Annotated in this window: 25 protein-coding genes and 2 riboswitches; of the genes, 8 read left to right on the forward strand and 17 right to left on the reverse strand. The window is 43.6% G+C overall.

Annotated features, from left to right (window positions below; translation table 11 throughout):
• Positions 1-16 precede the first annotated feature (16 nt).
• The 15 genes from purB to mneS form a co-directional block, all read right to left on the reverse strand.
• Positions 17-1,312, reverse strand: coding sequence for an adenylosuccinate lyase (gene purB, locus M1D94_RS17765; RefSeq protein WP_014476028.1), 1,296 nt, complete (start codon positions 1,310-1,312; stop codon positions 17-19).
• Positions 1,309-2,451, reverse strand: a complete 1,143-nt coding sequence (gene purK, locus M1D94_RS17770; RefSeq protein WP_153257301.1) for a 5-(carboxyamino)imidazole ribonucleotide synthase — start codon at positions 2,449-2,451, stop codon at positions 1,309-1,311. The genes purB and purK overlap by 4 nt, the downstream gene beginning before the upstream one ends.
• Positions 2,444-2,932 carry a 5-(carboxyamino)imidazole ribonucleotide mutase gene (gene purE / locus M1D94_RS17775; protein ID WP_003244134.1) on the reverse strand — a complete coding sequence of 163 codons (489 nt, stop codon included), beginning with the start codon at positions 2,930-2,932 and terminating at the stop codon, positions 2,444-2,446. Before purE ends, purK begins: the two co-directional genes overlap by 8 nt.
• Before the next feature lie 141 nt (positions 2,933-3,073).
• Positions 3,074-3,175, reverse strand: a riboswitch (purine riboswitch).
• Between the two features lie 79 nt (positions 3,176-3,254).
• Complete coding sequence (locus M1D94_RS17780) at positions 3,255-3,452, reverse strand: NETI motif-containing protein (RefSeq protein WP_003219403.1); 198 nt, start codon at positions 3,450-3,452, stop codon at positions 3,255-3,257.
• Positions 3,452-4,006, reverse strand: a complete 555-nt coding sequence (locus M1D94_RS17785) for a DUF2179 domain-containing protein (RefSeq protein WP_015482896.1) — start codon at positions 4,004-4,006, stop codon at positions 3,452-3,454. The genes M1D94_RS17780 and M1D94_RS17785 overlap by 1 nt, the downstream gene beginning before the upstream one ends.
• A gap of 213 nt (positions 4,007-4,219) precedes the next feature.
• Positions 4,220-4,387: a Fur-regulated basic protein FbpA gene (locus tag M1D94_RS17790; RefSeq protein WP_003244066.1), complete on the reverse strand. Its 168-nt coding sequence runs from the start codon at positions 4,385-4,387 to the stop codon at positions 4,220-4,222.
• A 157-nt stretch (positions 4,388-4,544) separates the two neighbouring features.
• Positions 4,545-5,348: a hypothetical protein gene (locus tag M1D94_RS17795; RefSeq protein WP_014476025.1), complete on the reverse strand. Its 804-nt coding sequence runs from the start codon at positions 5,346-5,348 to the stop codon at positions 4,545-4,547.
• A gap of 210 nt (positions 5,349-5,558) precedes the next feature.
• A complete protein-coding gene (gene pbuG, locus M1D94_RS17800; RefSeq protein ID WP_041851234.1) occupies positions 5,559-6,881 on the reverse strand; it encodes a hypoxanthine/guanine permease PbuG in 1,323 nt (440 codons plus the stop codon).
• A gap of 135 nt (positions 6,882-7,016) precedes the next feature.
• A riboswitch (purine riboswitch) is annotated at positions 7,017-7,118 on the reverse strand.
• Between the two features lie 152 nt (positions 7,119-7,270).
• Entirely contained in the window at positions 7,271-8,731 is a 1,461-nt protein-coding gene (locus M1D94_RS17805) for a DUF4179 domain-containing protein (RefSeq protein WP_153257300.1), read from the reverse strand.
• A complete protein-coding gene (locus M1D94_RS17810; protein ID WP_017695646.1) occupies positions 8,713-9,246 on the reverse strand; it encodes a sigma-70 family RNA polymerase sigma factor in 534 nt (177 codons plus the stop codon). The genes M1D94_RS17805 and M1D94_RS17810 overlap by 19 nt, the downstream gene beginning before the upstream one ends.
• A gap of 110 nt (positions 9,247-9,356) precedes the next feature.
• Positions 9,357-10,898, reverse strand: coding sequence for a glutamine-hydrolyzing GMP synthase (gene guaA, locus M1D94_RS17815; RefSeq protein WP_003233970.1), 1,542 nt, complete (start codon positions 10,896-10,898; stop codon positions 9,357-9,359).
• A gap of 162 nt (positions 10,899-11,060) precedes the next feature.
• Positions 11,061-13,274 carry a DUF4129 domain-containing transglutaminase family protein gene (locus tag M1D94_RS17820; protein WP_041851236.1) on the reverse strand — a complete coding sequence of 738 codons (2,214 nt, stop codon included), beginning with the start codon at positions 13,272-13,274 and terminating at the stop codon, positions 11,061-11,063.
• A gap of 21 nt (positions 13,275-13,295) precedes the next feature.
• Positions 13,296-14,492 (reverse strand): DUF58 domain-containing protein, encoded by a 1,197-nt coding sequence (locus M1D94_RS17825; protein ID WP_049140787.1) that lies wholly within the window; start codon positions 14,490-14,492, stop codon positions 13,296-13,298.
• Positions 14,492-15,454, reverse strand: coding sequence for an AAA family ATPase (locus tag M1D94_RS17830; protein WP_122895362.1), 963 nt, complete (start codon positions 15,452-15,454; stop codon positions 14,492-14,494). The genes M1D94_RS17825 and M1D94_RS17830 overlap by 1 nt, the downstream gene beginning before the upstream one ends.
• A gap of 150 nt (positions 15,455-15,604) precedes the next feature.
• Positions 15,605-16,477 (reverse strand): manganese transporter MneS, encoded by an 873-nt coding sequence (gene mneS / locus M1D94_RS17835; RefSeq protein ID WP_153257299.1) that lies wholly within the window; start codon positions 16,475-16,477, stop codon positions 15,605-15,607.
• 73 nt (positions 16,478-16,550) lie between these two features.
• On the opposite strand from mneS, the gene M1D94_RS17840 reads away from it, so the two are divergent.
• The 7 genes from M1D94_RS17840 (at position 16,551) to M1D94_RS17870 (ending at position 22,531) form a co-directional block, all read left to right on the forward strand.
• Complete coding sequence (locus M1D94_RS17840; protein ID WP_172861484.1) at positions 16,551-16,838, forward strand: hypothetical protein; 288 nt, start codon at positions 16,551-16,553, stop codon at positions 16,836-16,838.
• Between the two features lie 37 nt (positions 16,839-16,875).
• Positions 16,876-18,285, forward strand: a complete 1,410-nt coding sequence (gene gabP / locus M1D94_RS17845; RefSeq protein WP_014479049.1) for a GABA permease — start codon at positions 16,876-16,878, stop codon at positions 18,283-18,285.
• A 151-nt stretch (positions 18,286-18,436) separates the two neighbouring features.
• Positions 18,437-19,978 carry an outer spore coat copper-dependent laccase CotA gene (gene cotA, locus M1D94_RS17850; protein ID WP_456270299.1) on the forward strand — a complete coding sequence of 514 codons (1,542 nt, stop codon included), beginning with the start codon at positions 18,437-18,439 and terminating at the stop codon, positions 19,976-19,978.
• Between the two features lie 98 nt (positions 19,979-20,076).
• Positions 20,077-21,063 (forward strand): DUF4003 domain-containing protein, encoded by a 987-nt coding sequence (locus tag M1D94_RS17855; RefSeq protein WP_424935180.1) that lies wholly within the window; start codon positions 20,077-20,079, stop codon positions 21,061-21,063.
• 12 nt (positions 21,064-21,075) lie between these two features.
• Positions 21,076-21,891 (forward strand): alpha/beta fold hydrolase, encoded by an 816-nt coding sequence (locus tag M1D94_RS17860; RefSeq protein ID WP_424935181.1) that lies wholly within the window; start codon positions 21,076-21,078, stop codon positions 21,889-21,891.
• A gap of 82 nt (positions 21,892-21,973) precedes the next feature.
• Positions 21,974-22,183 (forward strand): cold-shock protein, encoded by a 210-nt coding sequence (locus tag M1D94_RS17865; protein WP_003234008.1) that lies wholly within the window; start codon positions 21,974-21,976, stop codon positions 22,181-22,183.
• Positions 22,184-22,372: 189 nt separating this feature from the next.
• Positions 22,373-22,531: a hypothetical protein gene (locus M1D94_RS17870; protein WP_015382979.1), complete on the forward strand. Its 159-nt coding sequence runs from the start codon at positions 22,373-22,375 to the stop codon at positions 22,529-22,531.
• Positions 22,532-22,564: 33 nt separating this feature from the next.
• On the opposite strand, the gene M1D94_RS17875 is transcribed toward M1D94_RS17870, so the two are convergent.
• A complete protein-coding gene (locus M1D94_RS17875) occupies positions 22,565-23,611 on the reverse strand; it encodes a PD40 domain-containing protein (RefSeq protein ID WP_064671847.1) in 1,047 nt (348 codons plus the stop codon).
• 65 nt (positions 23,612-23,676) lie between these two features.
• Positions 23,677-24,048, reverse strand: coding sequence for a cell wall metabolism protein WalM (gene walM / locus M1D94_RS17880; protein ID WP_003234013.1), 372 nt, complete (start codon positions 24,046-24,048; stop codon positions 23,677-23,679).
• 437 nt (positions 24,049-24,485) lie between these two features.
• On the opposite strand from walM, the gene bdhA reads away from it, so the two are divergent.
• Positions 24,486-25,526, forward strand: coding sequence for a (R,R)-butanediol dehydrogenase (gene bdhA / locus M1D94_RS17885; protein WP_003234015.1), 1,041 nt, complete (start codon positions 24,486-24,488; stop codon positions 25,524-25,526).
• Positions 25,527-25,569 lie beyond the last annotated feature (43 nt).

The raw sequence follows: 25,569 nt of genomic DNA on the forward strand, positions 1-25,569 counted from the left end.
CCGCTAAAAGCTTCTTCTATGCTAAACCTAAACGTTCAAAGATCAGATCAACATTTTTCAGATGGTAATTGTAATCAAAGCAGTCAGCAATTTTTTCCGGAGAAAGACGTGACGTGATTTTCTCTTCCGCTTCCACAAGCTCGCGGAACGGCACTTGTTTTTCCCACGCTTCCATTGCCTTCGGCTGCACTGTATCATAGGCTTCTTCACGAGTCAGGCCTGTGTCAATCAAAGCAAGCAGCACGCGCTGAGAGTAGATAAGGCCGAGTGTGCGGTCCATGTTGCGCTTCATGTTTTCCGGGAAGACCGTTAAGTTCTTCACGATGTTGGAGAAGCGGTTCAGCATGTAGTTCAGCGCAATTGTCGCATCCGGAAGAATAATCCGTTCTGCTGAAGAGTGAGAAATATCGCGCTCATGCCATAATGGAACATTTTCGTAAGCTGTCATCATGTAGCCGCGGATCACGCGCGCCATGCCTGTCATGTTTTCAGAGCCAATCGGATTTCGTTTATGCGGCATTGCAGATGAACCCTTTTGCCCTTTCGCGAAAAATTCCTCAACTTCACGTGTTTCACTCTTTTGCAGTCCACGGATTTCCACAGCGAATTTCTCGATGCTTGTCGCAATCAAAGCAAGTGTTGCCATATAGTCAGCATGGCGGTCACGCTGAAGGGTTTGAGTGGAAATCGGTGCTGCTTTCAATCCGAGCTTCTCACAGACATATTGTTCAACAAATGGATCAATGTTCGCATATGTGCCGACAGCGCCAGAAATCTTTCCAACCTCGATGCCTGCTTTCGCTTGTTTGAAGCGCTCAAGATTACGTTTCATTTCTTCATGCCAAAGCGCAAGTTTTAAGCCGAAAGTTGTAGGCTCAGCGTGTACGCCGTGCGTGCGCCCCATCATGACTGTGTATTTATGTTCTTTCGCTTTTTCTTTAATAATGTCAACAAATCTCTCAAGATCCTTGAGCAAAATATCGTTTGCCTGTTTTAATAAGTAGGAAAGAGCCGTATCAACAACGTCAGTTGACGTTAATCCGTAGTGCACCCATTTTCTTTCTTCGCCCAGTGATTCGGAAACGGCGCGCGTAAAAGCGACAACGTCATGGCGCGTGTCCTGTTCGATTTCTAAAATGCGGTTGATGTCAAATGATGCGTTCTCACGCATAACTTTTACATCTTCTTTCGGAATGACGCCAAGCTCCGCCCACGCTTCACAGGCAAGAATCTCTACCTCCAGCCATGCTTGAAATCTGTTTTCATCCGTCCAAATCGCGGACATTTCAGGTCTTGAATAACGTTCGATCATTCTGCTTGTCCTCCATCTCTATTCATCCATTTATTTGTGATCTCCTGAATCCATTCGTCTTCAGGCTGCTTCATAAATGTAATATGCCCCATTTTGCGGCCTTTTTTGATTTCATGTTTTCCGTATATATATAGCTTTGCCTCTTTTAAAAGCTCCGGGTCTTCCTCAACAAGCTTCACTTCATCGCCGAGAAGATTCACCATCATGCCCGGCTTCAGCAAATCTGTCTTCCCAAGCGGAAGCCCGCATACCGCTCTGATATGCTGCTCAAACTGGCTCGTCTCGCAAAGGTCCAGCGTATAATGCCCAGAATTGTGCGGTCTTGGCGCCAGTTCATTGACCAAAAGCTCTCCGTCCTCTGTCAGGAACATCTCAACTGCAAGCGGTCCGACAAGGTTAAGCTCATCTGCAAGCTTAACTGCGAGATCAGCAACCTTCTGCTGAATCCCTTTCTCTACCCGTGCGGGCACGATGCTTTGGAAAAGAATATTGTTGTGGTGAATGTTTTCAGCTGTCGGAAACGTTGAAATTTCACCGTTTACCGATCTGACGACGATCACCGACAGTTCCATTTTAAAAGAAACCCAGCTTTCAAGAATGCAAGTTCCGTGTTCTAACAGAGCGGCTGCCTGCTCCATTTGCGCCTCTTCTTTTATCACAAATTGGCCTTTGCCGTCGTACCCGCCGCGGCATGTCTTCAGAACTGCGGGTAACCCGAGCTCTTGTACCGCCTGTTTCAATTCATTCTTTGTTTTGACGATGCTGTACGGTGCGACTTCACAGCCCGCGGATTGAATTGCTTTTTTCTCTGTTTCACGGTTTTGGGTAATGAGCAGCAGCTCACTTCCTTGCGGGAGATACGCATGATCTTTCAGCCAATGCAGCGCATCATAGTCGATGTTTTCAAACTCATATGTGATGATATCGCTGATTTCAGCCAATTTTCGAATCGCTTCACGGTCATTATAATGAGCGGTAATTTCGACATCCGCAACCTGCCCGCACGGCGAATCTTTCACCGGATCAACGACCGCGACTTTATACCCCATTTGTTTGGCGGACACAGCCATCATTTTCCCAAGCTGGCCGCCGCCGATAATGCCGATTACAGCTCCCGGATAGATGATTTGTTTAGACAAGCTGATCACTGCTTTCTAACACTGTCTGTTTTGTATTTTCTCTTCTCTCATCCAGCTTACGGGCAAGGTCTTCGTCAAATGCTGACAAAATTTGCGCCGCTAACAGGCCTGCGTTCACAGCACCCGCTTTGCCGATGGATGTTGTCGCAACAGGCACGCCTCCAGGCATTTGGACGATGGAAAGAAGTGAATCCATTCCGTTCAGCGCCTTGGACTGAACCGGAACTCCAATGACTGGCAGTGTTGTTTTCGCAGCCGTCATCCCTGGCAGATGCGCCGCTCCTCCGGCACCGGCAATAATCACCTTGATGCCTCTTTCTCTAGCAGTTTCAGCATATTCAAACATGAAATCAGGCGTCCGGTGAGCGGAAACGACCTTTTTTTCGTACGGAACATTGAGTTCGTCAAGTATGTCGCATGCGTGTTTCATTGTCTCCCAATCGGAAGTGCTTCCCATGATGATTCCTACTAGCGGCTGCATTCTGTTCCCCACCTTCTAATGCTTTTGTTTTCAGAAAATAAAAAATACCCGCTCTGCATTGCACTTATGAGGAAGCAATACAAACCGGGCATGGTACATGTATCGTCAGTCGTTCGCTTCTGCGATATATCCATGTCAGTTTTATCGATCACTTTCCTGCATAGTCCGGCAATTTACGGTTGCCGGGTAGAAACTTATGGGCCATATTCCCAAGATTATATGAGGTCGTGTTTTGATTTCATGTTTATCTTAACAACGGACATGGATAATGTCAACGATATTATCGAACGATACAAAAATTCATTCTACTAATGTTCGTGTTTTAGATCAATTTCCCTTCAAATACGATTTTTTTCCCGCACGGAACGATCTGAATTGACCCATTTTCCTTTTTTTCCATAAAAATAGGCTCTTCCATTCGCCTTACAGGCAGATATCCTTCTTCTTTCATTTGCTGAAGCACCGCATCAATCGTTTGCTGCTCTGTCACTTCAAACTTTTTCTTCTTCGGCTTTGCCATTATTCTTTAATTCTCCTCTTCTTTACCGCTTTGACCCAGAAGCCGCCGTGGATTGTTTTTGGTTCGTACGCAATAATAAAGGCTTTTGAATCAAGTGTTTTAATCGTATCATATAGCTGGAGTTCATATTTTCTCGGCGTCAGGATCTGAAGGGCTGTGCGGTCGCCTTCAAGCCCGCCTGCCACCCAATTTGTCACGCCGTAGCCTTTTTCACGGAGCTGCTTCGGAAGATCAAGATCGAGCTCCTTCGTAATCACATTGACCATAATATAGCCAAGCGCCAATTTTTCTTCTATTTTCATGCCGACAATTACGCCTAGACCGTAACCGAGCGCATACGCGATCACATTTTGAATCTGGTCTAAGTTATCGAGCACCAGACTCAGCCCTGTCACATAAACCAGTATTTCAATCGTACTGATGCCGGCCGCTAAATAACGCTGTCCTTTCAGCGTTAAAATCATTCTTATCGTAAAAAATGACACATAGACAATATTAATAATGAGAATTATGAGAACCATGGCTATCCCATTTGATAAGATGGTTTGCATCATTTTATTCATCCCCCTACTCTTCAGCTTGCACAAAGCATTCATATTCTACTAGAGAAATGAGCCGTTTACAATCAGCTTCGCCCGTAAGTTTAAGCAAAATATTTCGACATGCTTTTATGTGTTGAACAGTAGTAGTTTACCCTCTTTCTCGCCTTTTCAAAATCAAAACAAAAAAGCCCGCTTTTCAGCAGACTCACCTCTTTATATCTATTGTCAGATCTCTTTTTTCATTTTCTGAAGGGACTTGTATTCTTTCTCAAGCTCACTCAGCGTGTAGTCAGCAAGCTGTTCCCCTCTTCCTTGATAAAATTCCGAGAGCAGTAATTTGGTTTTTAAAAATTGTTTCTTTTGATTAATTGCTCGGCGAAGCACATCAGCCATGTCCATCATCCTCCTTAAACATAAAGGTTTTTCGCTGGACGTTTTCAGCATTTTCCCCATCATACACGGGTTAATCCTACAAATCAACTATGTTTTTTAGATATATTTGTAAAAAGTGTGACATAAAAAAACCGGCTAGGATTAGCCGGTTTTTTCATTAAAGCGGAATCAGCGACGCCGTAAAATATTCCGAAATAAAAGGCCAAGTCACTGCCGTAAACAGCAGCGCTATCGCAACCACTGCAAATACACAATAGATATAATCAATTGGTGCATCTTGTGCCGCCTGGTACACACGCTGTACATACAGCGCGATGATAAAAAAGATGGAAAACAAGATCAGCACCGTAAACAGTACTGTCAGCATTGGGATATTTACGATCGCAAAGATCAGCCAAAGGATTGAAACAGCAATTATCGGTACAAGCAATGAACCCAATACGGCAGCTGCTTCTCTGAACGTCACCTTCTGCTTCATCATATAGCGGGAGACAGCCCATATAGCAAAGACCATTACCGCGAAAAAGATCAGCAAATACACAAGAACAACTAAAAACCCGTCATAGAAAGCATGATGGCGTTCTCCGAAACCGAGCGGCCGATTCCAGCTTGCCTTTAACTGAAACCAATTCCCAATTGAAAAAATGATACTGAATATAAGCATTGAAATCAGACCGTACTTATAATGAGAAAAACCATCCGTTACGACAGTTTTCGCCGGAGATTTTAAAATCGAGAACGCAAATCCGCAATATCTGTTGATGGCTGCCCAAACAGACGCAAGCTTGTCTTTAACAGTTGATTCACCGCGTTCCTGGCGCGGTTTCTGCTTTTGTTTTTGCTTCTGCTTGCTTTGCCGGCTCGCCTTTCTGGACATTCTCGATAGCGGTTCTTCATCTGCATCTATTCTTTCACTCTGGTTAATTTCTTCTTCAAACGTTTCTTTTCTTTCTTCCGTCATGTCAGCAACTCCTATCAAAAAAATACGGCGGAATACCATTCAGCAAGAAAATAAAACACTTATATAAGGTACCGAAGCCTTCCTGAACAGTCAAGTCATTTCCATTTAAGTAAAGCATGGCGGCACATCTACATGACGGTATATCGTATGAAATGGTTTTATCTTTTGCAACAAAAAAACCAGCTGCCTGTGCAGCTGGTTTTTCATTCCTTATTTTAAGAAGATAAAGTACAGGATAAATACGATAAACAGCCCGTACATGATTGGATGAACCTCTTTGGCTTTTCCTTTGCACACCATTGTAATCGGATAGAAAATAAATCCGATGGCAATACCAGTCGCGATGCTGTACGTTAACGGCATCATGATCATGGTAAGGAAAGCAGGAACGGCCACTTCGAACTTATCCCAAGCGATTTTGCCAAGCGGCGCCACCATCAATGCACCAACAATAATAAGCGCCGGCGCTGTTACATTTGACGTAACGACTGATAGGAGCGGAGAGAAAAACGTAGCCAGTAAAAAGAGAATCCCTGTTACAATTGCGGCAAATCCTGAACGGGCACCCGCAGCGACACCTGAGCTTGATTCCACGTAAGAAGTTGTTGTAGACGTACCAAGCACGGCACCGATCACAATAGAAGATGAATCAGCTAAAAGCGCACGGCCCGCACGCGGCAATTTGTTTTCCTTCATTAAACCAGCTTGTGTTGCCACAGCAACAAGTGTACCAGCTGTATCAAAAAATCCGACAAACAAGAATGTTAAAATAACGATCAGCATTTGTACGGAGAAAATATCCGGGAGGTGAATCCACGCTTGTCCGAAAGTCGGCGCAAGGCTTGGCACACTGCCGACAATTTGAGTCGGAACCGGAACCAAACCGAAAATCATGCCGGCAACCGCTGTTAACAGCATCCCGATAAACACGCCTGCGTTCACGCGAAGCACCATTAAAATAACCGTGACAATCACACCGAAAATCGTTAACAGCACAGGACCGCTGTGAATGTTTCCGATCGTGACGAGCGTAGAAGGATTCGCTGTAATGATTCCTGAACCTTGTAATCCAACAAATGTAATAAACAGGCCGATCCCCGCACCGACTGCCAATTTCAGCTCAGGCGGAATGGCGTTGATGATTTTTTCACGAAAACCTGTTAAAGAAAGAGCAACGAAAATAAGACCTGAAATAAAAACACCAGACAAAGCTGCCTGCCATGAAATACCCATACCAAGGACAACAGAAAACGCAAAAAACGCGTTCAGCCCCATACCCGGCGCGATGGCAATCGGATATCTCGCTATTAATCCCATTAAGATACAGCCTGCTGCAGACGCCAGCGCTGTCGCTGTAAAGACTGCACCCTGGTCAATTCTCAGCGCCTCCGGAAAATCTTTCACGCTCTCCAAAGCAAGCGTAATCGGATTGACGAACAAAATATATGCCATAGATAAAAAAGTCGTTAATCCGCCAATGATTTCATTGCGATAGCTGGTGCCCAGCTCATCAAACTGAAAAAACGTTTTCAAGCTATTTGACTCCCTTCACTCTTTGCTATTTATTCTGTCCTGAAAACGCCAAATAAAAAACGCCCCAATACATTTTGGGACGCTTGACTACAGACGGATTTCAGTTTGAATAAATAAACGTGTTTTATTTATATCAAACGAAAGAAATGTTTACGTAGTCAAGCCATTTACGGTAGCTTGGTAGAGACTTGCGAGCCATATTCCCGCGATTATACGAATTCATCTTATTTGATTTCTGTGTCTATTGTACCAACTTCATTTTGAATTGACAATATAAACAACGAACATTACTTATTAAAAAAATTGGTTTATTCGTCTATTGACTAAATTGGCAACAATGATAAAAACCGTATGCATGACTTCATACGGCTTTTCAACTTATGATTATTTTATCTTGAAGGCTGACTCACCTGATGCACTGGTACAGTAAACGAGAATGGCTTTAGTTGAATCAGGTCATTTAAAACGCCTTTATCAATATACAGACCGTATTCATTAAACTCAAAATGCTTTAAAGACAGCTTATCAAGATAAGCGTCATCCAGTTCAAAAGTTGATACCATTTCGGCTGTGTCCATATTCTTCACTTCAGCTTTATTCCATTTCAAATAATAACCTTCTTCATAATAAGCCATTGGATCAGACCATGATTGCATTTTTTTCATATCACCAAGGCCAATCATTTCACCTATATTCACTAAGTCATCTTTTGACATATTTGAAGTATCAACTCCAGTGAAACGGTAATGAACCAATACTTCCCTCCCCTCTTGTTTAATGTTATTGATTTCTATCCCTATGTTTTGATGCTTTGTTTCCGAAAGACGATACGGCATCCCTGCATTAAGCGGGACGATTTCACTACCCTCAGCCTCAGATCTAATATCTGCAATTAATGTTAGCTTTTTCGCTTTTGGATTGATTGGTGATTCTAACTGTGTTTGTCCTTTTGCTCTTACCGTTCTCTCGTTTACCTTTATGCGGTCTCCAAGTTCGATGTTTGATGCTGACATCTCATATGTGTTTCCTAAATCATCTTTAACTTCGTTAATTTCAACCGTATCATGCTTTGCTATGCCTTGATAATCGATTGTAAATTGAAGGACAGATCCAAGTTTCCCGTTTTCCACTTGAATATTGGAAAATTGATAACGATTATGATAAGCCGATATAATTTTTGAGCTTTCTAAATAACCCGCATTCTTTTTGGTAATAGGCAGTTTGAATCTCCAATTTCCCTGTATTTCATTGATATGAGTAATTACAAAGGGCACGGTTTCCCCATTTTTTATTTCAGTACCATTTGTATAAATCCTTAATTGTCCTGCGTATTGCTTGTTATTTAATTTTTTAAGCATTAAGGAATCGTAGTTGATTGAAAAGTTGTCGCTATAACTCGTTTCGTCGACATCATACATGATCTCTTTTTCATCAGAGTGGAAGTTATCAACAGTGAAGTTATAAACAAGCTGTCCGGCATCGTAATAGGAGCTGTTTACAGAAACAGTGATTCCCCTGGAGTCTGCTTTTTCATTTAAAGCTGTGACCAAATTGCTTTTAAACAATGATAGACCAACTTTATCTTGAAAATCCTTATAAATTTGTCCGACAATGGGTATGCTCCCCATCGCTTTGTTTACAGAGGGAAGAAAAAGACCAGATGATAAATACAATATACATACCACAGCAGCAATAGCCATTCCATTTGTAATAGTTCGTGCCCATTTAAAACGGCGCCTTGTGTTACTTTCATTTTCAGCACGAACGACAGCTTGATGTATTGCCTTTTTGAGTGCTTTCTTTGGCACTGCTATGTCATCATACATCTGCTTCATTTGGTGTTTGTCCATTTGTTTTGATCCTCCTTTTCCAGCTCCTGTTTCAATGCTTTTCTCGCTCTATGTAAATGGGTTTTAATTGTGCCTTCTGCCATTCCTGTTTGTTCAGCTATCATTGAAATCGAATAATCTTGAAAATAATAGAGCTGAATTGTTAACTGAACATGTTCATCAAGTAAATCAATCGCATTTCGCAAGTCTATGTATTCCTCAATATTTGCTTGATTAGTTCCAGCATCATGATGTTTCTCAAACGGAACCAAATCTCCTTTCTTTTTATTCATGGCAAAAATGGTATGAATCAATATTCGAGTAAGCCACGTTAAAAAATACTTTGGCTCTTTTAGTTTTTCTATACTGATAAAAGCTTTATAAGCTGTTTCCTGTACAGCATCAAGTGCATCTTCTTTATTTCTTAAATAGAGATAAGCTGTTTTATATAAAGTCTCCTGATGTGCCAGCATAAGCTTTTCAAAGGCCCGAGCATTTCCTTTTCTCGCCTTTGTAATCAATCTTTCTTCCTTCACCTTATCCACCTCCTATGTTGTTAGATACAAAAATTGTCGAAACGGTTTCAAAAAGTTAACAAAAAAAACGCCCCTTTTGAAAAAGGGACGTTTTTCTCATTGTTATTTACTTATTCCCACTCAATCGTCGCAGGTGGCTTACTTGTAATATCGTACACCACGCGGTTAATGTGCTTCACTTCGTTTACGATACGTGTCGAAATGACTTCAAGCACATCCCACGGGATACGCGCCCAGTCAGATGTCATGCCGTCGATTGATGTAACGGCACGGATTCCGATTGTGTAATCATATGTTCTTGCGTCACCCATAACACCAACGCTGCGGATGTCAGGAAGAACAGTGAAGTATTGCCAGATATCACGCTCTAAGCCGTGATTTGCAATTTCTTCACGCAAGATTGCATCTGATTCACGAACGATTTCAAGTTTTTCTTCTGTTACTTCGCCAAGAACACGGATTCCGAGTCCCGGTCCTGGGAACGGCTGACGCCATACGATTTCATCTGGAATGCCGAGCTCTGTGCCAAGCGCGCGCACTTCGTCTTTGAAGAGCGTGTTTAACGGCTCGATCAGCTCAAACTGCATGTCTTCAGGAAGTCCGCCGACATTGTGGTGAGATTTGATCGTTTGCGCCGTTGCTGTACCGCTCTCGATGATATCTGTGTAAAGCGTACCTTGTGCAAGGTAGTCGATGCCTTTGAGCTTGTCCGCTTCATCATCAAACACGTAAATGAATTCATTACCGATGATTTTGCGTTTTTGTTCAGGATCAGAAACGCCTTTTAGTTTGTTTAAGAATCGATCTTTTGCGTCTACTTTAATCACATTCATGTTAAAGCCTTCGCTGAATGTTTTCATAACACCCTCAGCTTCGCCTTTACGGAGAAGACCATGGTCTACAAAGATACAAGTCAGCTGGTCGCCGATCGCTTTATGAATCAAAACAGCAACAACAGAGGAATCAACGCCGCCGCTTAGCGCGCAAAGAACCTGTTTGTCTCCGACCGTTTCACGGATTTTTTGCATTTCGATTTCGATAAAGTTCTCCATTGACCATTCGCCTTCGCATTCGCAAACACCGAATACAAAGTTTTTCAGAAGATCATTGCCGTATTCAGAGTGGCGCACTTCCGGGTGGAACTGAACGCCGTACCATTTTTTGTCCGCTTTGCTCATTGCTGAGTTCGGGCAGTGATGGCTTGTCGCGTCAACAGTGAAGCCTTCAGGAACTTCTACAACCAAATCACCGTGGCTCATCCAAACCACTTGTTCATTTGGAAGATCTTTGAACAAATCAGGTGTGCCTTCGATGCGGATATTTGCTTTTCCGTATTCACGCTGGCTTGCTGCTTCAACTTTACCGCCAAGGTAATGAGTCATCAACTGCATGCCGTAGCAAATTCCCAAAACAGGAATATCAAGCTCGAAGATTTTCTCGTCACAGCGGAAAGAGTTTTCATCATACACACTGTTTGGACCGCCGGATAAAATAATTCCTTTTGGATTCATTTTTTTAATTTCTTCAGCCGTCAATGTATGTGGATGCAGCTCGCTGTAAACACCGAATTCACGGATACGGCGTGTAATCAGCTGGTTATACTGACTGCCGAAATCAAGGACAAGAATCATTTCATTCACTAACTTTGTCATGGTTGTCACCTAATCTCCTCTAAGTTTTTTGACACAGAAAAAAACGAGGACAGATATGAAGCTCGCTCCGCCCTCTTTGGCAAGGCCGTTTGCCGGAGTCAGGCCAACTCGCTCCCAGACTCCGATAATATTCACTAATTCTAACAACACGTTGATAAGCGGTCAAGACCATCTTCTTTTAATTAAATTTTCCCATAACTCTCTGGAATCATTCCAAAGCGCTGAAGAATCTTCATTTCTGTAAAGCGCCCTTTCATAGCTTAATGTCAGCTTTGACATGTCTTCTATGTCGTATTTTTCATCGATTCGTTTTGCATAATCACGCAGCGTTTCACTGCCTCGTTTCGGCAGCCCTTTTCTCTTCAGTTGTTTCAGCAGCGCGTCATATGCCTCAAAAAACGCGTGCTGATCGCTGCGCCGCTTCAATTTCCTCACGGCGAAAACAGGAATCCATAACGAGCGGAAAACATACAGCAATACAGCTGCCACCAGGAGGACTGCAAGAACCGCAAGCGTTGCATACAAGCCCGCATCGGCATTAGTATGCGAAGCGGACGGCTTTTTAGAAACAGCTGGCTCCCGTTTTTCCTTTTGTTTTTCTTCTTTTTGCGGCTGTTTTTTCTCTTCTTTCTGTTTCTCTTGTGCTTTCTTCGGCGAGCTGCTGTTATCGCTGCCGGAGTCCTTTGTGTCAGAAGAAGTAAATTGAGCCGGATTTGTAAACCCTTTAGTCGGCTCAAATGTAACCCAGCCCTGTTCCGGGAAATACACCTCTACCCAGGAATGGGCATTGTTATTTGTCACTTCGTAAATGCTGCCATTTTTGTTCCCTGCTTCTTTGTATTCGCCGGACGTATAACCCTTTACCCAGCGGGCCGGAATGCCGGCCGAGCGCAAGAGCACCACCATGGCGGAAGAAAAGTTATCACAATAACCCATTTTCGTTTCAAAGAGAAATTGATCGACATAATCTTCATCATTCTTAGGAATGGTCACGTTTTCTGTTTCATAGGTGAACGCATTTGACCCTAAATAGTCCTCAACCGCTTTCACCTTATCAAACATATTGTCGTGATCCTGAGTCAGTTTGATCGCAAGGGTTCTCACCCGCTCTGGCAGTGAATCTGGAAGCTGCATGTAGCGATCGCTGAATGTGTATTCCTCACTGTTTTTTCTCACTTTTACCTTTCTCAGTTCATCCAGCTTATAGACCGGGGAATTGTACGTTACAGTATAATTTCCCATATTTCTGATTTCACCGGCTTGTTCACTGATCGGAGAAATTTGCTCCGTGTTGCCGTTCATTTCAAGTGAGACAGCCTGCTTTGGCTGAATGGTTTCCGCACCAATCGGATACATCAGATGATTATACCCGTAGTGCTTATCGACTTTTACACGGACGGTGCGGCGCTCTGTCGCAACCTTATGGTCAAACCACAGATTTTCAACTTTTCCATTGCTAAGCTGATACGACATGCCTGTGTCTGTTTCAATCCAGCCTTTTCCGGTATACGTGTCCTTCGTTTCCACACGGAAATACGTACGCTCTTTTCCCTGCCATGTAAAAACAGGTGTAGCATCCTGCTGGAACGGGCCGCCGAGTGATTCATCATGATTCCCGTATCCGATTTTGCTTTCCCCTGCAGACACGCGGTCTTGATGAGTGATTTTTTTAAGAAAAGGCACCGGATCAGGCCAGGCCGGCTCTGATTTTGGAGCGGCGAGTCCGAATCCCGTTGCAGCCAAAACCAATACAGATAAAGGAAGAAACCATTTCAGGACAGATGTTTTTGGCAGTGTGATTCTTTCCATCAGCTTAATGCGTTCCAAGTATAAAAGGCCCAGCATAAAGAAGCCGATCAGCACGATACGGATGACGGCAAAAGTGGCATCATATGGCGTAAAGGTATCAAGAATCGTAATATACGCTACTGTCATCAAAAAGAAAAACAAAATTCTTCTCTGGTAAATCACCCAATAATGCAGGAGATAGACCAGCAGCCACAGCAGCACAAAAAACAGCAGGGTCCGAAATGAAGGGATCATGTCATTCCATTGCCCAGATTGAATCAACGTGATATTCAGATAGACATCCTGCAAAAAAGAGCTGACCCAGCTCAAGTCGAATATAGATCCTTGATAAAACAGGATGTGTATCGAGATCAATGTAAATATGACACAAAAAGGAACGGTGACAAACCACCTCATCCTGAAAAAAGTCAGCAGAAACGTCAAACCGATAAAGACACTAAAAAAGCCTGTATGTTTCGTTTCAGTAAAACTGTCAAGCGGCCTGAGCCACTCCCACAGCAATAAAAAAGCCAGAAAATAAAATAACAGCAAGCTCAAACGGCTTCCCTTGTGATCATCGTGCGGCATGTGAACCAGTCACCTCTCTTTCTAAACAACACGCGAAACTCGCCCGCCCCTCATGACCCGAACTCTGATTTGGCGTTTCATCATGCGTTCAATCATGGCATTTTCAGCTTGAGAGAGCTCAGCATCTTTCTCTTTTGCCAGTATCACCGTAACCCGGCCGCCTCCTATTTCTGCGAGGTGCAGCATATCTTCCGTTAACTGTCCCGTGACAACAACTTGATCAGCTTGGCGAACAGATGGCTTTCCCAGCTCTTCCCGTGCATATCGGCTTATCGGGTCTGCCGCATCACAATGAGCGATGGCTAAATGCCGAAGCATGTGCTTAAAATGCTGATCCCCTTCCTGAATAGGGAAAATGTTTTTTTCCTTCCCGATGGAAGCCAGGCCAGCGCCCGCGCCGTTTTTTAAAACAGAATAAAGAATCGAAGCTGTCACTGAAACGACCTCTTCGAATGCGTCAGAGGAAAAACGGTCCATCAGCAGAAACAGATTTTTGCTGCGAGAAGGCTCAAATTCCTTCGTCATCAGCTGGCTCCGCCGTGCAGAAGTCTTCCAATCTAACGCAGCAAACCGGTCTCCCGGCTGATAATTCCGCACACTTGCTGCGACTGAGGAATGGTGCTCATGAATTGGAGAAGAACCGCTTACACCGTCTTCCTGATGCCTCTCATTCACCTGATAGGAAAAACGCTGATAGAATGGATAAACAAACAGGGTATCATCCAGCTCAAAAAATGCAGTTTTTTCAATCAAGCCAAGAACATCCCCGGTTCGCACCCTGACAGAATGAAAGTGATGCTCTCCGCGCGGTACCCGAGCTAATTCATACGACATCGTTATGCTCCGTTTAAACCAAGGAAAAACGAGCCGTTTGGCCGCGGCTCCGTCTCGATTTAATGACTCGATACCTTCTGGCAGGCAATCTTCAATCACCATATACATCAGGGGAAATGGCAGCTTTCTTCTCAGCGTAACCGTTACGCCCAGCCTGTCCCCCGCATGCAATTGTGTTTTATCCATTTGCCTTGAAGCCTGAAAAGAACGGAGCGGATACAAGGCCAACAGCCCGGCATACAAGACAAAAGGGAGAAACGCGTAAAACAAAAACCAGCTGACAAAGCCGCCCTGAAACATCGCATAAGAAAAAACAGCAGCCGTCAATAAAGTTAATATAATCAGCTTCCAACCATATACGAGCCATTGCCATTTCTTATTCATCAGCGGACCGACGACCTTTGAACCGGCACCTTCACAGCTGACATGATCTCCCTTACGATCGCTTCTGCCTGAATCCCTTCAAATTTTGCCTCAGGATGAAGCATCATCCGGTGCGGCAGCGTGAAAGGAGCTAAATATTGAATATCATCCGGTATGACATAGTCGCGATGATGCAGCAGCGCGTATGCCTGTGCCGCTTTCATGAGGGCGATTGAGCCGCGCGGACTGACGCCTAATTGAACAGAAGGATGCTGTCTCGTTTTCTGCACAATTTCAACGATATATTCCTTAATGCTGTCATCAGCACGGACATTCTGCACTTCCCGCTGTAAACGGATGAAGTCTTCTTTTGCAATAACCGGCTCAAGCGTCTCAATCGGATGGCTTTTTTCCTGAAGAGATAAGACGTCAAGCTCTTCATTAAAGGACGGATAACCCATCCGAAGTTTGAATAAAAAACGGTCAAGCTGAGCTTCCGGCAAAGGATAGGTCCCTTCATATTCGACCGGGTTTTGCGTTGCCATCACAAAAAACGGATCGGCAAGCTGCATCGTATGGCCATCTACCGTGACGCTTCCCTCTTCCATCGCTTCGAGCAAAGCCGACTGTGTCTTCGGAGAGGTACGGTTGATTTCATCGGCCAGCACGATATTTCCCATAATTGGGCCGGGACGATATTCAAATTCCATCGTTTTCGCATTATAGATAGATACCCCTGTGACATCAGATGGCAGCAAATCCGGAGTGAATTGGATTCTTTTGAAATCAGCGCCGATTGATTTTGCCAGCGCGCGGACCATCATCGTTTTTCCGACTCCGGGTACATCCTCAAGCAGTACATGCCCTTTGGCAAGAAGGGCTGCTAAGCTGAGTATGGCGATGTCTCGTTTTCCAACCATTACTCTATTAATATGTTCAACTGCTTTCCCCAGCAAAGGATGCAGGTCTTCTTGATATGCCATTCTTTTCCTCCTAGTCATCTACAAAATTCATCATAATGTAACCTAACTTTACCACAAAAAGCAATCTGTATAAAAAAACGATTCTAGCAAATTGTTTCCAATAAAGCTGGCCAAAACACACAAAAAAGCTTCCTGTGGCAGGAAGCTCAATTATTTGTGTTCTAAAGGCTCCATATGAACATGCGAATAATCAATCGCATGCTCCTCCTTCATTCTCCGCTCAATTTCATTGGCTATATCGTGGCTTTCCGTAATATTTAAATCTGCCGATACCTCAACCACCACATCAACATGAACCGTGCTGCCCAAGTATCTTGCTTTTATGTCTTTTAAACGGCTCACACCGGAGACTTTTTCGATTGTCTGTTTATAAGCGGAAATGTCCTTTATGTCGAATCCATCTGTCAAAGAGTGAGATGACTCTTTAAAAATATCCCATGCGGTCTTGCAAATAAGCAGACCGATCACAAACGCAGTGACCGTATCAATCCAAGCAAGATGGAATTGAGCAGCCACAATGCCGATAAATGTGCCAATACTGACGAATGCGTCTGATTTATTATCAGCAGCCGCAGCAAGGAGCGCCTGGCTCTTCACCTTTTTGGCCAGCCTTTTATTGTACCGGTAAACGATCAGCATCAGGACTGCCCCGCCCGCTGCCGTCCAAGCCGCAATCATATCCGGCGTCTCTTGTTTAGCAGAAAAAATAGATTCTCCGGCGCTGAACAGCACTTGCAGGCCGACAACCATCATAATAAACGATGCGATAAGCGATGCAATCGTTTCCGCTCGAAAGTGGCCGTATGGATGATCTTCGTCAGGAGGCTTTTGAGAGATGCGCAGGCCAATCAGCACAGCAACAGAAGCAATAATGTCAGTTGTGTTATTTAACCCGTCTGCCGTAAGTGCTTCCGAGTGAAAAAGATAACCGATGATCAGTTTAATTGCGGAAAGAACTAGATACGCGGCAATGCTGACCAGCGCTCCGGATTCTCCCTTTTTCAGTTCATCATATCTCTCCATACAAAACCTCCTCCCCGCTCACATTTTCCTATTATTATCTTACAAAGCTGATCCGCATTGGGTCTACAGAAACATGATTCACCCGCCACAGAAAAATAGTGACGATGGAACACTTTTTCTCTCATCCAATTTATTTGCTCAGCCAAAAAGCCCATCAGATCCAATGACACCAGCGCTTCTCGCATTCTATCGAATTGTAAATAGTACACAAAATCACACAGCAAATAAAAAACGAAACATTTTTTCCACACATTCGCTGAAAGCGCAAACAAAACACTACAAATTTGAAATAAAACGTTATATTTTCTCACATGAATTTTCGACAAACTGTATATTTATGATAGAGTTTCAATTATCATAATATTCAGTAATGATTGCATTTTAAAAGGAGGTAACTTATGAACCAATCTCAATCAGGATTAAAAAAGGAATTAAAGACCCGCCATATGACAATGATTTCGATTGCCGGTGTAATCGGAGCCGGCCTATTTGTAGGCAGCGGTTCAGTGATTCACTCGACCGGTCCGGGTGCCGTTGTTTCTTACGCGTTAGCCGGATTATTGGTGATTTTTATTATGAGAATGCTCGGTGAGATGTCTGCCGTAAACCCGACGAGCGGATCGTTTTCTCAATACGCTCACGACGCCATCGGACCGTGGGCAGGATTTACAATCGGCTGGCTGTACTGGTTTTTCTGGGTGATCGTCATCGCGATCGAAGCCATTGCCGGTGCTGGCATTATTCAATACTGGTTCCATGATATTCCGCTGTGGCTGACAAGTTTGATCTTGACCATTGTGCTCACCCTGACAAACGTCTACTCCGTTAAGTCTTTCGGTGAGTTTGAATATTGGTTCTCCCTCATTAAAGTTGTGACTATCATTGCTTTTCTAATCGTTGGTTTTGCCTTTATTTTTGGCTTTGCACCGGGCAGTGAGCCAGTCGGTTTTTCGAATCTTACAGGCAAAGGCGGATTTTTCCCGGAGGGCATCAGCTCCGTATTGCTCGGCATTGTCGTTGTCATCTTCTCTTTTATGGGAACTGAAATCGTTGCCATTGCAGCAGGGGAAACATCCAACCCGATCGAATCTGTGACAAAAGCCACCAGATCCGTTGTATGGCGCATCATCGTCTTTTACGTGGGCTCAATCGCCATTGTCGTAGCGCTGTTGCCATGGAATTCAGCAAATATTTTAGAAAGCCCTTTCGTCGCTGTACTTGAGCATATAGGAGTGCCCGCAGCCGCACAGATTATGAACTTTATCGTCCTCACAGCCGTACTCTCTTGCCTGAATTCAGGTTTGTACACCACATCCAGAATGCTGTATTCACTTGCAGAAAGAAACGAAGCGCCGCGCCGTTTTATGAAATTGAGCAAAAAAGGCGTTCCCGTACAAGCCATTGTGGCCGGGACATTTTTCTCTTATATCGCGGTCGTAATGAACTATTTTTCACCGGATACCGTCTTTTTATTCTTAGTCAACTCATCAGGCGCAATCGCTTTACTCGTCTATCTTGTCATCGCAGTTTCCCAGCTGAAAATGCGGAAAAAACTCGAAAAAACAAACCCAGAAGCATTGAAGATCAAAATGTGGCTCTTCCCTTTCCTAACCTACTTGACCATCCTCGCCATTTGCGGAATTTTAGTGTCCATGGCGTTTATTGATTCCATGAGAGACGAGCTGCTGCTGACAGGCGTCATCACGGGAATCGTTCTGATTTCTTACCTTGTGTTCAGAAAACGCAAGGTGAGCGAGAAAGCGGCTGCCAACCCAGTCACACAGCAGCAGCCCGATATCCTGCCTTAATGCTGATCAAATCCTAAACGGCCTGCCGTTTAGGATTTAGTTATTTTCTTCTTCGGGCGGGCTGCAGCACGAAGATTTTTTGTAACCATCACGTCCTTATTGTCATTAACTATAGTACCAATTTGGAAAATTTAGATAAGGACAGATGAAAATGACACTTGAAAAATTTGTGGATGCTCTCCCAATCCCAGATACACTAAAGCCAGTACAGCAATCAAAAGAAAAAACATACTACGAAGTCACCATGGAGGAATGCACCCATCAGCTCCATCGCGATCTCCCTCCAACCCGCCTGTGGGGCTACAACGGCTTATTTCCGGGGCCGACCATTGAGGTTAAAAGAAATGAAAACGTATATGTAAAATGGATGAATAACCTACCTTCCACGCATTTCCTTCCGATTGATCACACCATTCATCACAGTGACAGCCAGCATGAAGAGCCCGAGGTAAAGACTGTTGTTCATTTACACGGCGGCGTCACGCCAGATGACAGTGACGGGTATCCCGAGGCTTGGTTTTCCAAAGACTTTGAACAAACAGGACCTTATTTCAAAAGAGAGGTTTATCATTATCCAAACCAGCAGCGCGGGGCTATATTGTGGTATCACGATCACGCCATGGCGCTCACCAGGCTAAATGTCTATACCGGACTTGTCGGTGCTTATATCATTCATGACCCAAAGGAAAAACGCTTAAAACTGCCTTCAGACGAATACGATGTGCCGCTTCTTATCACAGACCGCACGATCAATGAGGACGGTTCTTTGTTTTATCCGAGCGCACCGGAAAACCCTTCTCCGTCACTGCCTAATCCTTCAATCGTTCCGGCTTTTTGCGGAGAAACCATACTCGTCAACGGGAAGGTATGGCCATACTTGGAGGTCGAGCCAAGGAAATACCGATTCCGTGTCATCAACGCCTCCAATACAAGAACCTATAATCTGTCACTCGATAATGGCGGAGAGTTTATTCAGGTTGGTTCAGATGGAGGGCTCCTGCCGCGATCTGTTAAACTGAATTCTTTCAGCCTTGCGCCTGCTGAACGTTATGATATCATCATTGACTTCACAGCATATGAAGGAGAATCGATCATTTTGGCAAACAGCGCGGGCTGCGGTGGTGACGTCAATCCTGATACAGATGCGAATATCATGCAATTCAGAGTCACAAAACCATTGGCACAAAAAGACGAAAGCAGAAAGCCGAAGTACCTCGCCTCATACCCTTCGGTACAGCATGAAAGAATACAAAACATCAGAACGTTAAAACTGGCAGGCACCCAGGACGAATACGGCAGACCCGTCCTTCTGCTTAATAACAAACGCTGGCACGATCCTGTCACAGAAGCACCAAAAGTCGGCACAACTGAAATATGGTCCATTATCAACCCAACACGCGGAACACATCCGATTCACCTGCATCTAGTCTCCTTCCGTGTATTAGACCGGCGGCCGTTTGATATCGCCCGTTATCAAGAAAGCGGGGAATTGTCCTATACCGGTCCGGCTGTCCCGCCGCCGCCAAGTGAAAAGGGCTGGAAAGACACCATTCAAGCGCATGCAGGTGAAGTCCTGAGAATCGCGGCGACATTCGGTCCGTACAGCGGACGATACGTATGGCATTGCCATATTCTAGAGCATGAAGACTATGACATGATGAGACCGATGGATATAACAGATCCCCATAAATAATCCGACAAACTTGCCTCTAGCAGGCAAGTTTTTTCTTTATGAAACCTTTGGCCCTATTTATCGTATTACGTAAAAACAGCAAAAAGGAGCTGCTTTTTATGCTGACACACAACCTACATGAAAAAATAAAGCAATACATTTCCATTTATGCTGAATTAAAATCAAAATTAAAATGGAAAGTTTCACACGATCAGATATTAATGCTCATTTCTTCTGCATATATTGTGAATAAAAGAGAGTTTGATTTTCAGCGCTTTTATGATTTGAGCAGCTATATCAAATCAAACATCGGCAGCTTCTCAACACTCAATTCACACCACCGCTTTACTGTTGCATCTATTCTGGACATTCATTTTCAGCATGAGGCAAAACAAACATTTCATACTTTTATCGATGTATACAATGAAATGGTGAAGCTAGGATATAAGCGGGATATGTTCACATACCTTTCCGCTCTAATCTTGCTCACCGGCAAATCTGAAACGACAAACCAAAAAGAACAGATGAACATGGGGCTAGCAGTTTATCAGCAGATGAAGAAAAATCATTATTTCCTCACTTCAACTCAGAATGTTCCGCTTGCCGTACTGCTTGGAGAAAACGGAAAAGGTTTGCAGGCGCTACAGAAGGCGGAAACATGCTATCAGCTGCTGGCAGCCAACGGCTTTAAAAAAGGACAGTACTTACATCAGGTCAGCCATATTCTGGCCTTGCAAAGTGAAAAAGAGCCCGAAATGCTTGTTTCCGCTTGCAAACAGATATATCAATCAATCACTGATGTCAAAAAACCAAAGGATTATCATTATCCAGACCTTGCTCTCCTCACATTTCTGGAAGAGCCAGATATCAAAACCGTTTTGTGCATCACTGACGAATTAAACCAGGAAAAAGCTTTTAAATGGCAAAAGGAAATGAATTTTAAAATTGCTGTCAGCCTCTATCTCAGTGAGCATATGGAGAAAAATCTGCTGATGGAATCAGGACTATACACCGCTATCGAAACAGTCATTCAAGCGCAGCAGGCAGCCGTGACAGCTGCCATCATCAGCTCAACAGCAGCCAGCCATACTCATGATGGAAACTAAAGGAGGAGAAACATGCCATACATCACATTAGAAGATCAGACACGCCTTTACTATGAAACACACGGGAGCGGGACGCCGATCCTGTTTATACATGGGGTGCTGATGAGCGGACAATTTTTCCACAAACAATTTTCGGCGCTTTCTGCCAATTATCAATGTATTCGTCTTGATCTTAGAGGACACGGCGAATCTGACAAAGTGCTTCACGGCCACACCATTTCCCAATATGCCCGTGACATAAGGGAATTTCTAAATGCAATGGAGCTTGATCCTGTCGTTCTTGCCGGCTGGTCAATGGGCGCTTTTGTCGTATGGGATTATCTCAATCAATTTGGGAATGATAACATTCAAGCCGCTGTAATCATTGATCAATCCGCTTCCGACTATCGATGGGAGGGCTGGGAACACGGTCCATTTGATTTTGACGGCTTAAAAACAGCGATGCACGCCATTCAAACTGACCCGCTGCCTTTCTACGAAAGCTTCATCCAGAATATGTTCGCAGAACCGCCTGCCGAGACCGAAACAGAATGGATGCTGGCAGAAATCCTCAAACAGCCGGCTGCCATTTCTAGCACGATTTTATTTAACCAAACGGCCGCTGATTACCGCGGGACTCTTCAAAACATTAGTGTGCCGACATTGCTTTGCTTCGGGGAAGACAGGAAATTTTTCTCTACCGCAGCTGGGGAACACTTGCGCAGCAATATTCCGAACGCAACACTCGTTACCTTTTCTAAAAGCAGCCATTGCCCGTTTTTAGAAGAGCCAGATGCTTTTAACAGCACACTCCTCTCCTTTTTAGATGGGGTTATTGGAAAGTCATAAAGAAAAAGGAATTAGGAGATTAGGGAAAAGTATGAGACAATAAGAAATGTGCAGTAAAATACATGAGGGAAGAAGTGACTTTATGTCTTACTATAACAAACGAAATCAAGAACCGCTGCCAAAAGAAGATGTGAGTACTTGGGAATGCACAAAAGAAGACTGTAATGGCTGGACCCGAAAAAACTTCGCCAGCAGTGATACGCCATTGTGCCCTTTGTGCGGAAGTAAAATGGTCGACGGCATCCGTTCATTAGTGAATCTCCAAAACAACAGCCAAACGAAAACAAGCTAGTTCTTCCCTATAACAAATGCAGTCTCCTGCAAGCAAACAAACCCCGAACGGAGACAAAATTCTATATTTCAGAATAAAAGCCTCTTATTGCAAGAGGCCAAATACGAAGAAAGAAGCCCAAAACTGTAAACGTTTAGGGCTTTTTTGTCTGTTTTAATGGTATAATATGGATATAAGAGGAGGGATAACGTGATCTCAAACCAGCAGCAAAAAGACTTGAAAAAAAGAGCTGCGTTCAAAAAGCTGAATGTTGCAATGAACTTCTATGTTGAACTTCTGTTTTTGTCGGTCCCTCTGATTCATATCTTTAAATGGCTCGGATCATTAGCCCTGCACCTCATCCATTAAAAAAGCCACTCAGCTCATGCCGAGTGGTCTTTATTAGTTAATCACAGAAAAGCTGTTGATGATGCCGTTCGGATTTTCCCATACTTTTTTGAAGGTCTTATTTTCAAGGCTATAGGAATAAATCGTCCGCACCTTAGCTTCACGCCCTGTTTCGTCCTTCAGCTTTTTAGCCCCCTTGGCTTCGGCAAGAAAATAAATGTTCTTCCCATCCTTAGAAAACTGAGGCTGTGCGTCAATTAACAGCTTAAATGATTTCTGATTTGAGATGATGCTTTCATATTTTTTCGTATCCGCATTGAGCATTTGAATAGAAGCGGTTTGCTCCGTTCCTTTTTGCGTATATGATGTGAATAAAATACGTTTATCATCATCAGAAACAGCAATATCGCTGATAAATTGGTTCAGGCTTTTCAGCTCATTAAATTTATGTTGACGGCCTTCCGCAAAATGAATCGTTGTCGGTTCAGGGTCGATGCCCTTTTCGTTTGCTTCATCTGTTTTCTTGTAGTCTTCTTCTACAGAATAATGAAGCAATGCAAATGAATCGTTTTTTTGGTTATAAAAGAAGCTGCTAACGGTGTTATCCTGATCATTAGCGGCAGGATAAAGATTTTTGTACTTTTTCGTTTTCAGATCAAAAGCGGCGATCCGAAAATTGCTTTCGTCCGCTTTTCCTAAGCGGAAATAGATGGTTGAACGGTCCTTTGATAAAAACAAACTGTCCGCACTCTCCGCGCCTTTATAAAGCACCGTCTTTTTATTAGACTTTAGATCCAGTTTAAAAAGCCTCATTTCATTCTGTTCATTATTGCCCGTATAATAGAGCACCTGCTGTTTTTGATCCAAGGCAAATGCCGGATAGCTGGTCAGCTTCTCCTCATGGATCACCTTGTCATTTTCATAATATCTTGTCAGCAGATCCGTATCTGTAATTGAAACCAGCAGCTCATCACCGCTTTCGGTATTGACTGAAACATCAGCAGCCTTCTCATGGCCTTTATCCTTTGTAACATAAAACGCAACTCCCGCGGCAGCTGCCGCTATTATCACTGCTAACAATAATATGATTCTTTTTTTCATCTTTTATCTCCACCAATAGAAAAAGCAAGAATGTGACTTCTTGCTTTCCAGATTATATATGTACATTAATAGCTGTAATGCCCCGCTACTTTACCTTTGCTTAATGGATATCCAAGCGCTTTAAACGCTTTAGGGCTAACATCCAGCACTGCATTAGGCATTCTGCCAACATCATTTTTATAAACCGTAATCACTTTTTTAGGCTTCGCTTTTGCATAAGCTCTGATTTTTGTCCCGTTTCTAGGAACATCAAATCCGATTTTGGTCGCACAATCCCAATGTCCAAGTTTCTTACCTGAAGAGCCTTTTTTCCCGACTCCATTATACCAAGTAATATTTCCGTTCACATGTTTCGCACTGGCATCTGATGAAAAACTAAAAGCTCCCAAAGTACTTCCTACTAAGATAAAAGCGGCTAAAATGACTTTCTTCAACATTTCGTCCCCCTGTTTGTTAACATCTAGGAAGATTATACACGATCAACCAGCTATTTTTTATTTCAATATCCTTACAGTAATGTTACAAAGTCAAAAAAGTTACCTCTGTTAAATTAAACCATGGAAGATTATCCTATTATAATAGCAGTATTAGCGTTATAATTATTGATAGAGTAGTTGTCGCATTCAATATGAACGAACCATTACCGTATTGTTCAAACCAAATTCATAGCTATGTAAACGATTGATACTCTCATATAAAGAAAAAAGAGTGTGCGAGACCCTTTTTTCTTCAAAGTTTCTTTTTTCAAAAAAACGTAGATTATATTATATAAAAATTTCATTTCTTTTTTGGTTTTAAAAATGGCGATTTTGTGAACAGTTCATATTGACCGGTGCGGAATTACTCACATCAAAAGCTATAGGAGTGGTAATCCATGAAGGCAGCAAGATGGCATAACCAAAAGGATATCCGTATTGAACATATCGAAGAGCCAAAAACGGAGCCGGGAAAAGTAAAGATCAAAGTCAAATGGTGCGGCATCTGCGGAAGTGATTTACACGAATATCTGGGCGGCCCGATCTTTATTCCGGTTGACAAACCGCATCCATTAACAAATGAAACGGCACCTGTCACAATGGGGCATGAATTCTCCGGTGAAGTTGTCGAAGTCGGAGAAGGCGTTGAAAATTATAAAGTTGGAGACCGCGTCGTAGTCGAGCCGATTTTTGCTACACACGGCCACCAAGGCGCCTACAACCTTGATGAACAAATGGGATTCCTCGGCTTAGCCGGCGGAGGTGGTGGTTTCTCTGAATACGTCTCTGTAGATGAAGAGCTTTTGTTCAAACTTCCTGATGAATTATCATATGAACAAGGCGCGCTCGTTGAACCTTCTGCAGTTGCTCTATACGCTGTCCGCTCAAGCAAACTCAAAGCAGGCGACAAAGCGGCTGTATTCGGCTGCGGCCCGATCGGACTTCTTGTCATTGAAGCGCTGAAGGCTGCCGGTGCAACTGATATTTACGCTGTTGAGCTTTCTCCTGAACGCCAGCAAAAAGCTGAGGAGCTTGGCGCGATCATCGTTGATCCGTCTAAAACAGACGATGTAGTCGCTGAGATTGCAGAACGTACAGGAGGCGGTGTTGACGTAGCATTCGAAGTCACTGGTGTCCCAGTGGTGTTACGACAAGCCATCCAGTCCACTACAATTGCCGGTGAAACCGTCATCGTCAGCATTTGGGAAAAAGGTGCTGAAATCCATCCGAACGATATCGTAATCAAAGAACGTACAGTAAAAGGAATTATCGGATACCGCGACATCTTCCCGGCTGTATTGTCATTAATGAAAGAAGGCTATTTCTCAGCCGACAAACTCGTAACGAAAAAAATCGTACTAGATGATTTGATCGAGGAAGGCTTCGGGGCTCTTATTAAAGAGAAAAGCCAAGTCAAAATCCTTGTCAGACCTAACTAATTTGAAACCAAAAAGAATCCGCACTCGGGTGCGGATTCTTTTT

The sequence above is a fragment of the Bacillus sp. JZ109 genome, from assembly GCF_053903135.1.

What these genes read in the sequence shown, in the direction of transcription:
- M1D94_RS17840 (WP_172861484.1), top strand. Translation starts at nt 16,551, where the DNA reads ATGATTCACCCGCCACAGAAAAATAGTGACGATGGAACACTTTTTCTC.
- purE (WP_003244134.1), bottom strand. Translation starts at nt 2,932, where the DNA reads ATGCAGCCGCTAGTAGGAATCATCATGGGAAGCACTTCCGATTGGGAG.
- guaA (WP_003233970.1), bottom strand. Translation starts at nt 10,898, where the DNA reads ATGACAAAGTTAGTGAATGAAATGATTCTTGTCCTTGATTTCGGCAGT.
- purB (WP_014476028.1), bottom strand. Translation starts at nt 1,312, where the DNA reads ATGATCGAACGTTATTCAAGACCTGAAATGTCCGCGATTTGGACGGAT.
- M1D94_RS17875 (WP_064671847.1), bottom strand. Translation starts at nt 23,611, where the DNA reads ATGAAAAAAAGAATCATATTATTGTTAGCAGTGATAATAGCGGCAGCT.
- M1D94_RS17790 (WP_003244066.1), bottom strand. Translation starts at nt 4,387, where the DNA reads ATGGCTGATGTGCTTCGCCGAGCAATTAATCAAAAGAAACAATTTTTA.
- M1D94_RS17865 (WP_003234008.1), top strand. Translation starts at nt 21,974, where the DNA reads ATGTCTTACTATAACAAACGAAATCAAGAACCGCTGCCAAAAGAAGAT.
- M1D94_RS17855 (WP_424935180.1), top strand. Translation starts at nt 20,077, where the DNA reads ATGCTGACACACAACCTACATGAAAAAATAAAGCAATACATTTCCATT.
- M1D94_RS17795 (WP_014476025.1), bottom strand. Translation starts at nt 5,348, where the DNA reads ATGACGGAAGAAAGAAAAGAAACGTTTGAAGAAGAAATTAACCAGAGT.
- M1D94_RS17805 (WP_153257300.1), bottom strand. Translation starts at nt 8,731, where the DNA reads ATGGACAAACACCAAATGAAGCAGATGTATGATGACATAGCAGTGCCA.
- M1D94_RS17820 (WP_041851236.1), bottom strand. Translation starts at nt 13,274, where the DNA reads ATGCCGCACGATGATCACAAGGGAAGCCGTTTGAGCTTGCTGTTATTT.
- cotA (WP_456270299.1), top strand. Translation starts at nt 18,437, where the DNA reads ATGACACTTGAAAAATTTGTGGATGCTCTCCCAATCCCAGATACACTA.
- M1D94_RS17860 (WP_424935181.1), top strand. Translation starts at nt 21,076, where the DNA reads ATGCCATACATCACATTAGAAGATCAGACACGCCTTTACTATGAAACA.
- M1D94_RS17785 (WP_015482896.1), bottom strand. Translation starts at nt 4,006, where the DNA reads ATGATGCAAACCATCTTATCAAATGGGATAGCCATGGTTCTCATAATT.
- M1D94_RS17780 (WP_003219403.1), bottom strand. Translation starts at nt 3,452, where the DNA reads ATGGCAAAGCCGAAGAAGAAAAAGTTTGAAGTGACAGAGCAGCAAACG.
- walM (WP_003234013.1), bottom strand. Translation starts at nt 24,048, where the DNA reads ATGTTGAAGAAAGTCATTTTAGCCGCTTTTATCTTAGTAGGAAGTACT.
- M1D94_RS17825 (WP_049140787.1), bottom strand. Translation starts at nt 14,492, where the DNA reads ATGAATAAGAAATGGCAATGGCTCGTATATGGTTGGAAGCTGATTATA.
- bdhA (WP_003234015.1), top strand. Translation starts at nt 24,486, where the DNA reads ATGAAGGCAGCAAGATGGCATAACCAAAAGGATATCCGTATTGAACAT.
- gabP (WP_014479049.1), top strand. Translation starts at nt 16,876, where the DNA reads ATGAACCAATCTCAATCAGGATTAAAAAAGGAATTAAAGACCCGCCAT.
- M1D94_RS17830 (WP_122895362.1), bottom strand. Translation starts at nt 15,454, where the DNA reads ATGGCATATCAAGAAGACCTGCATCCTTTGCTGGGGAAAGCAGTTGAA.
- mneS (WP_153257299.1), bottom strand. Translation starts at nt 16,477, where the DNA reads ATGGAGAGATATGATGAACTGAAAAAGGGAGAATCCGGAGCGCTGGTC.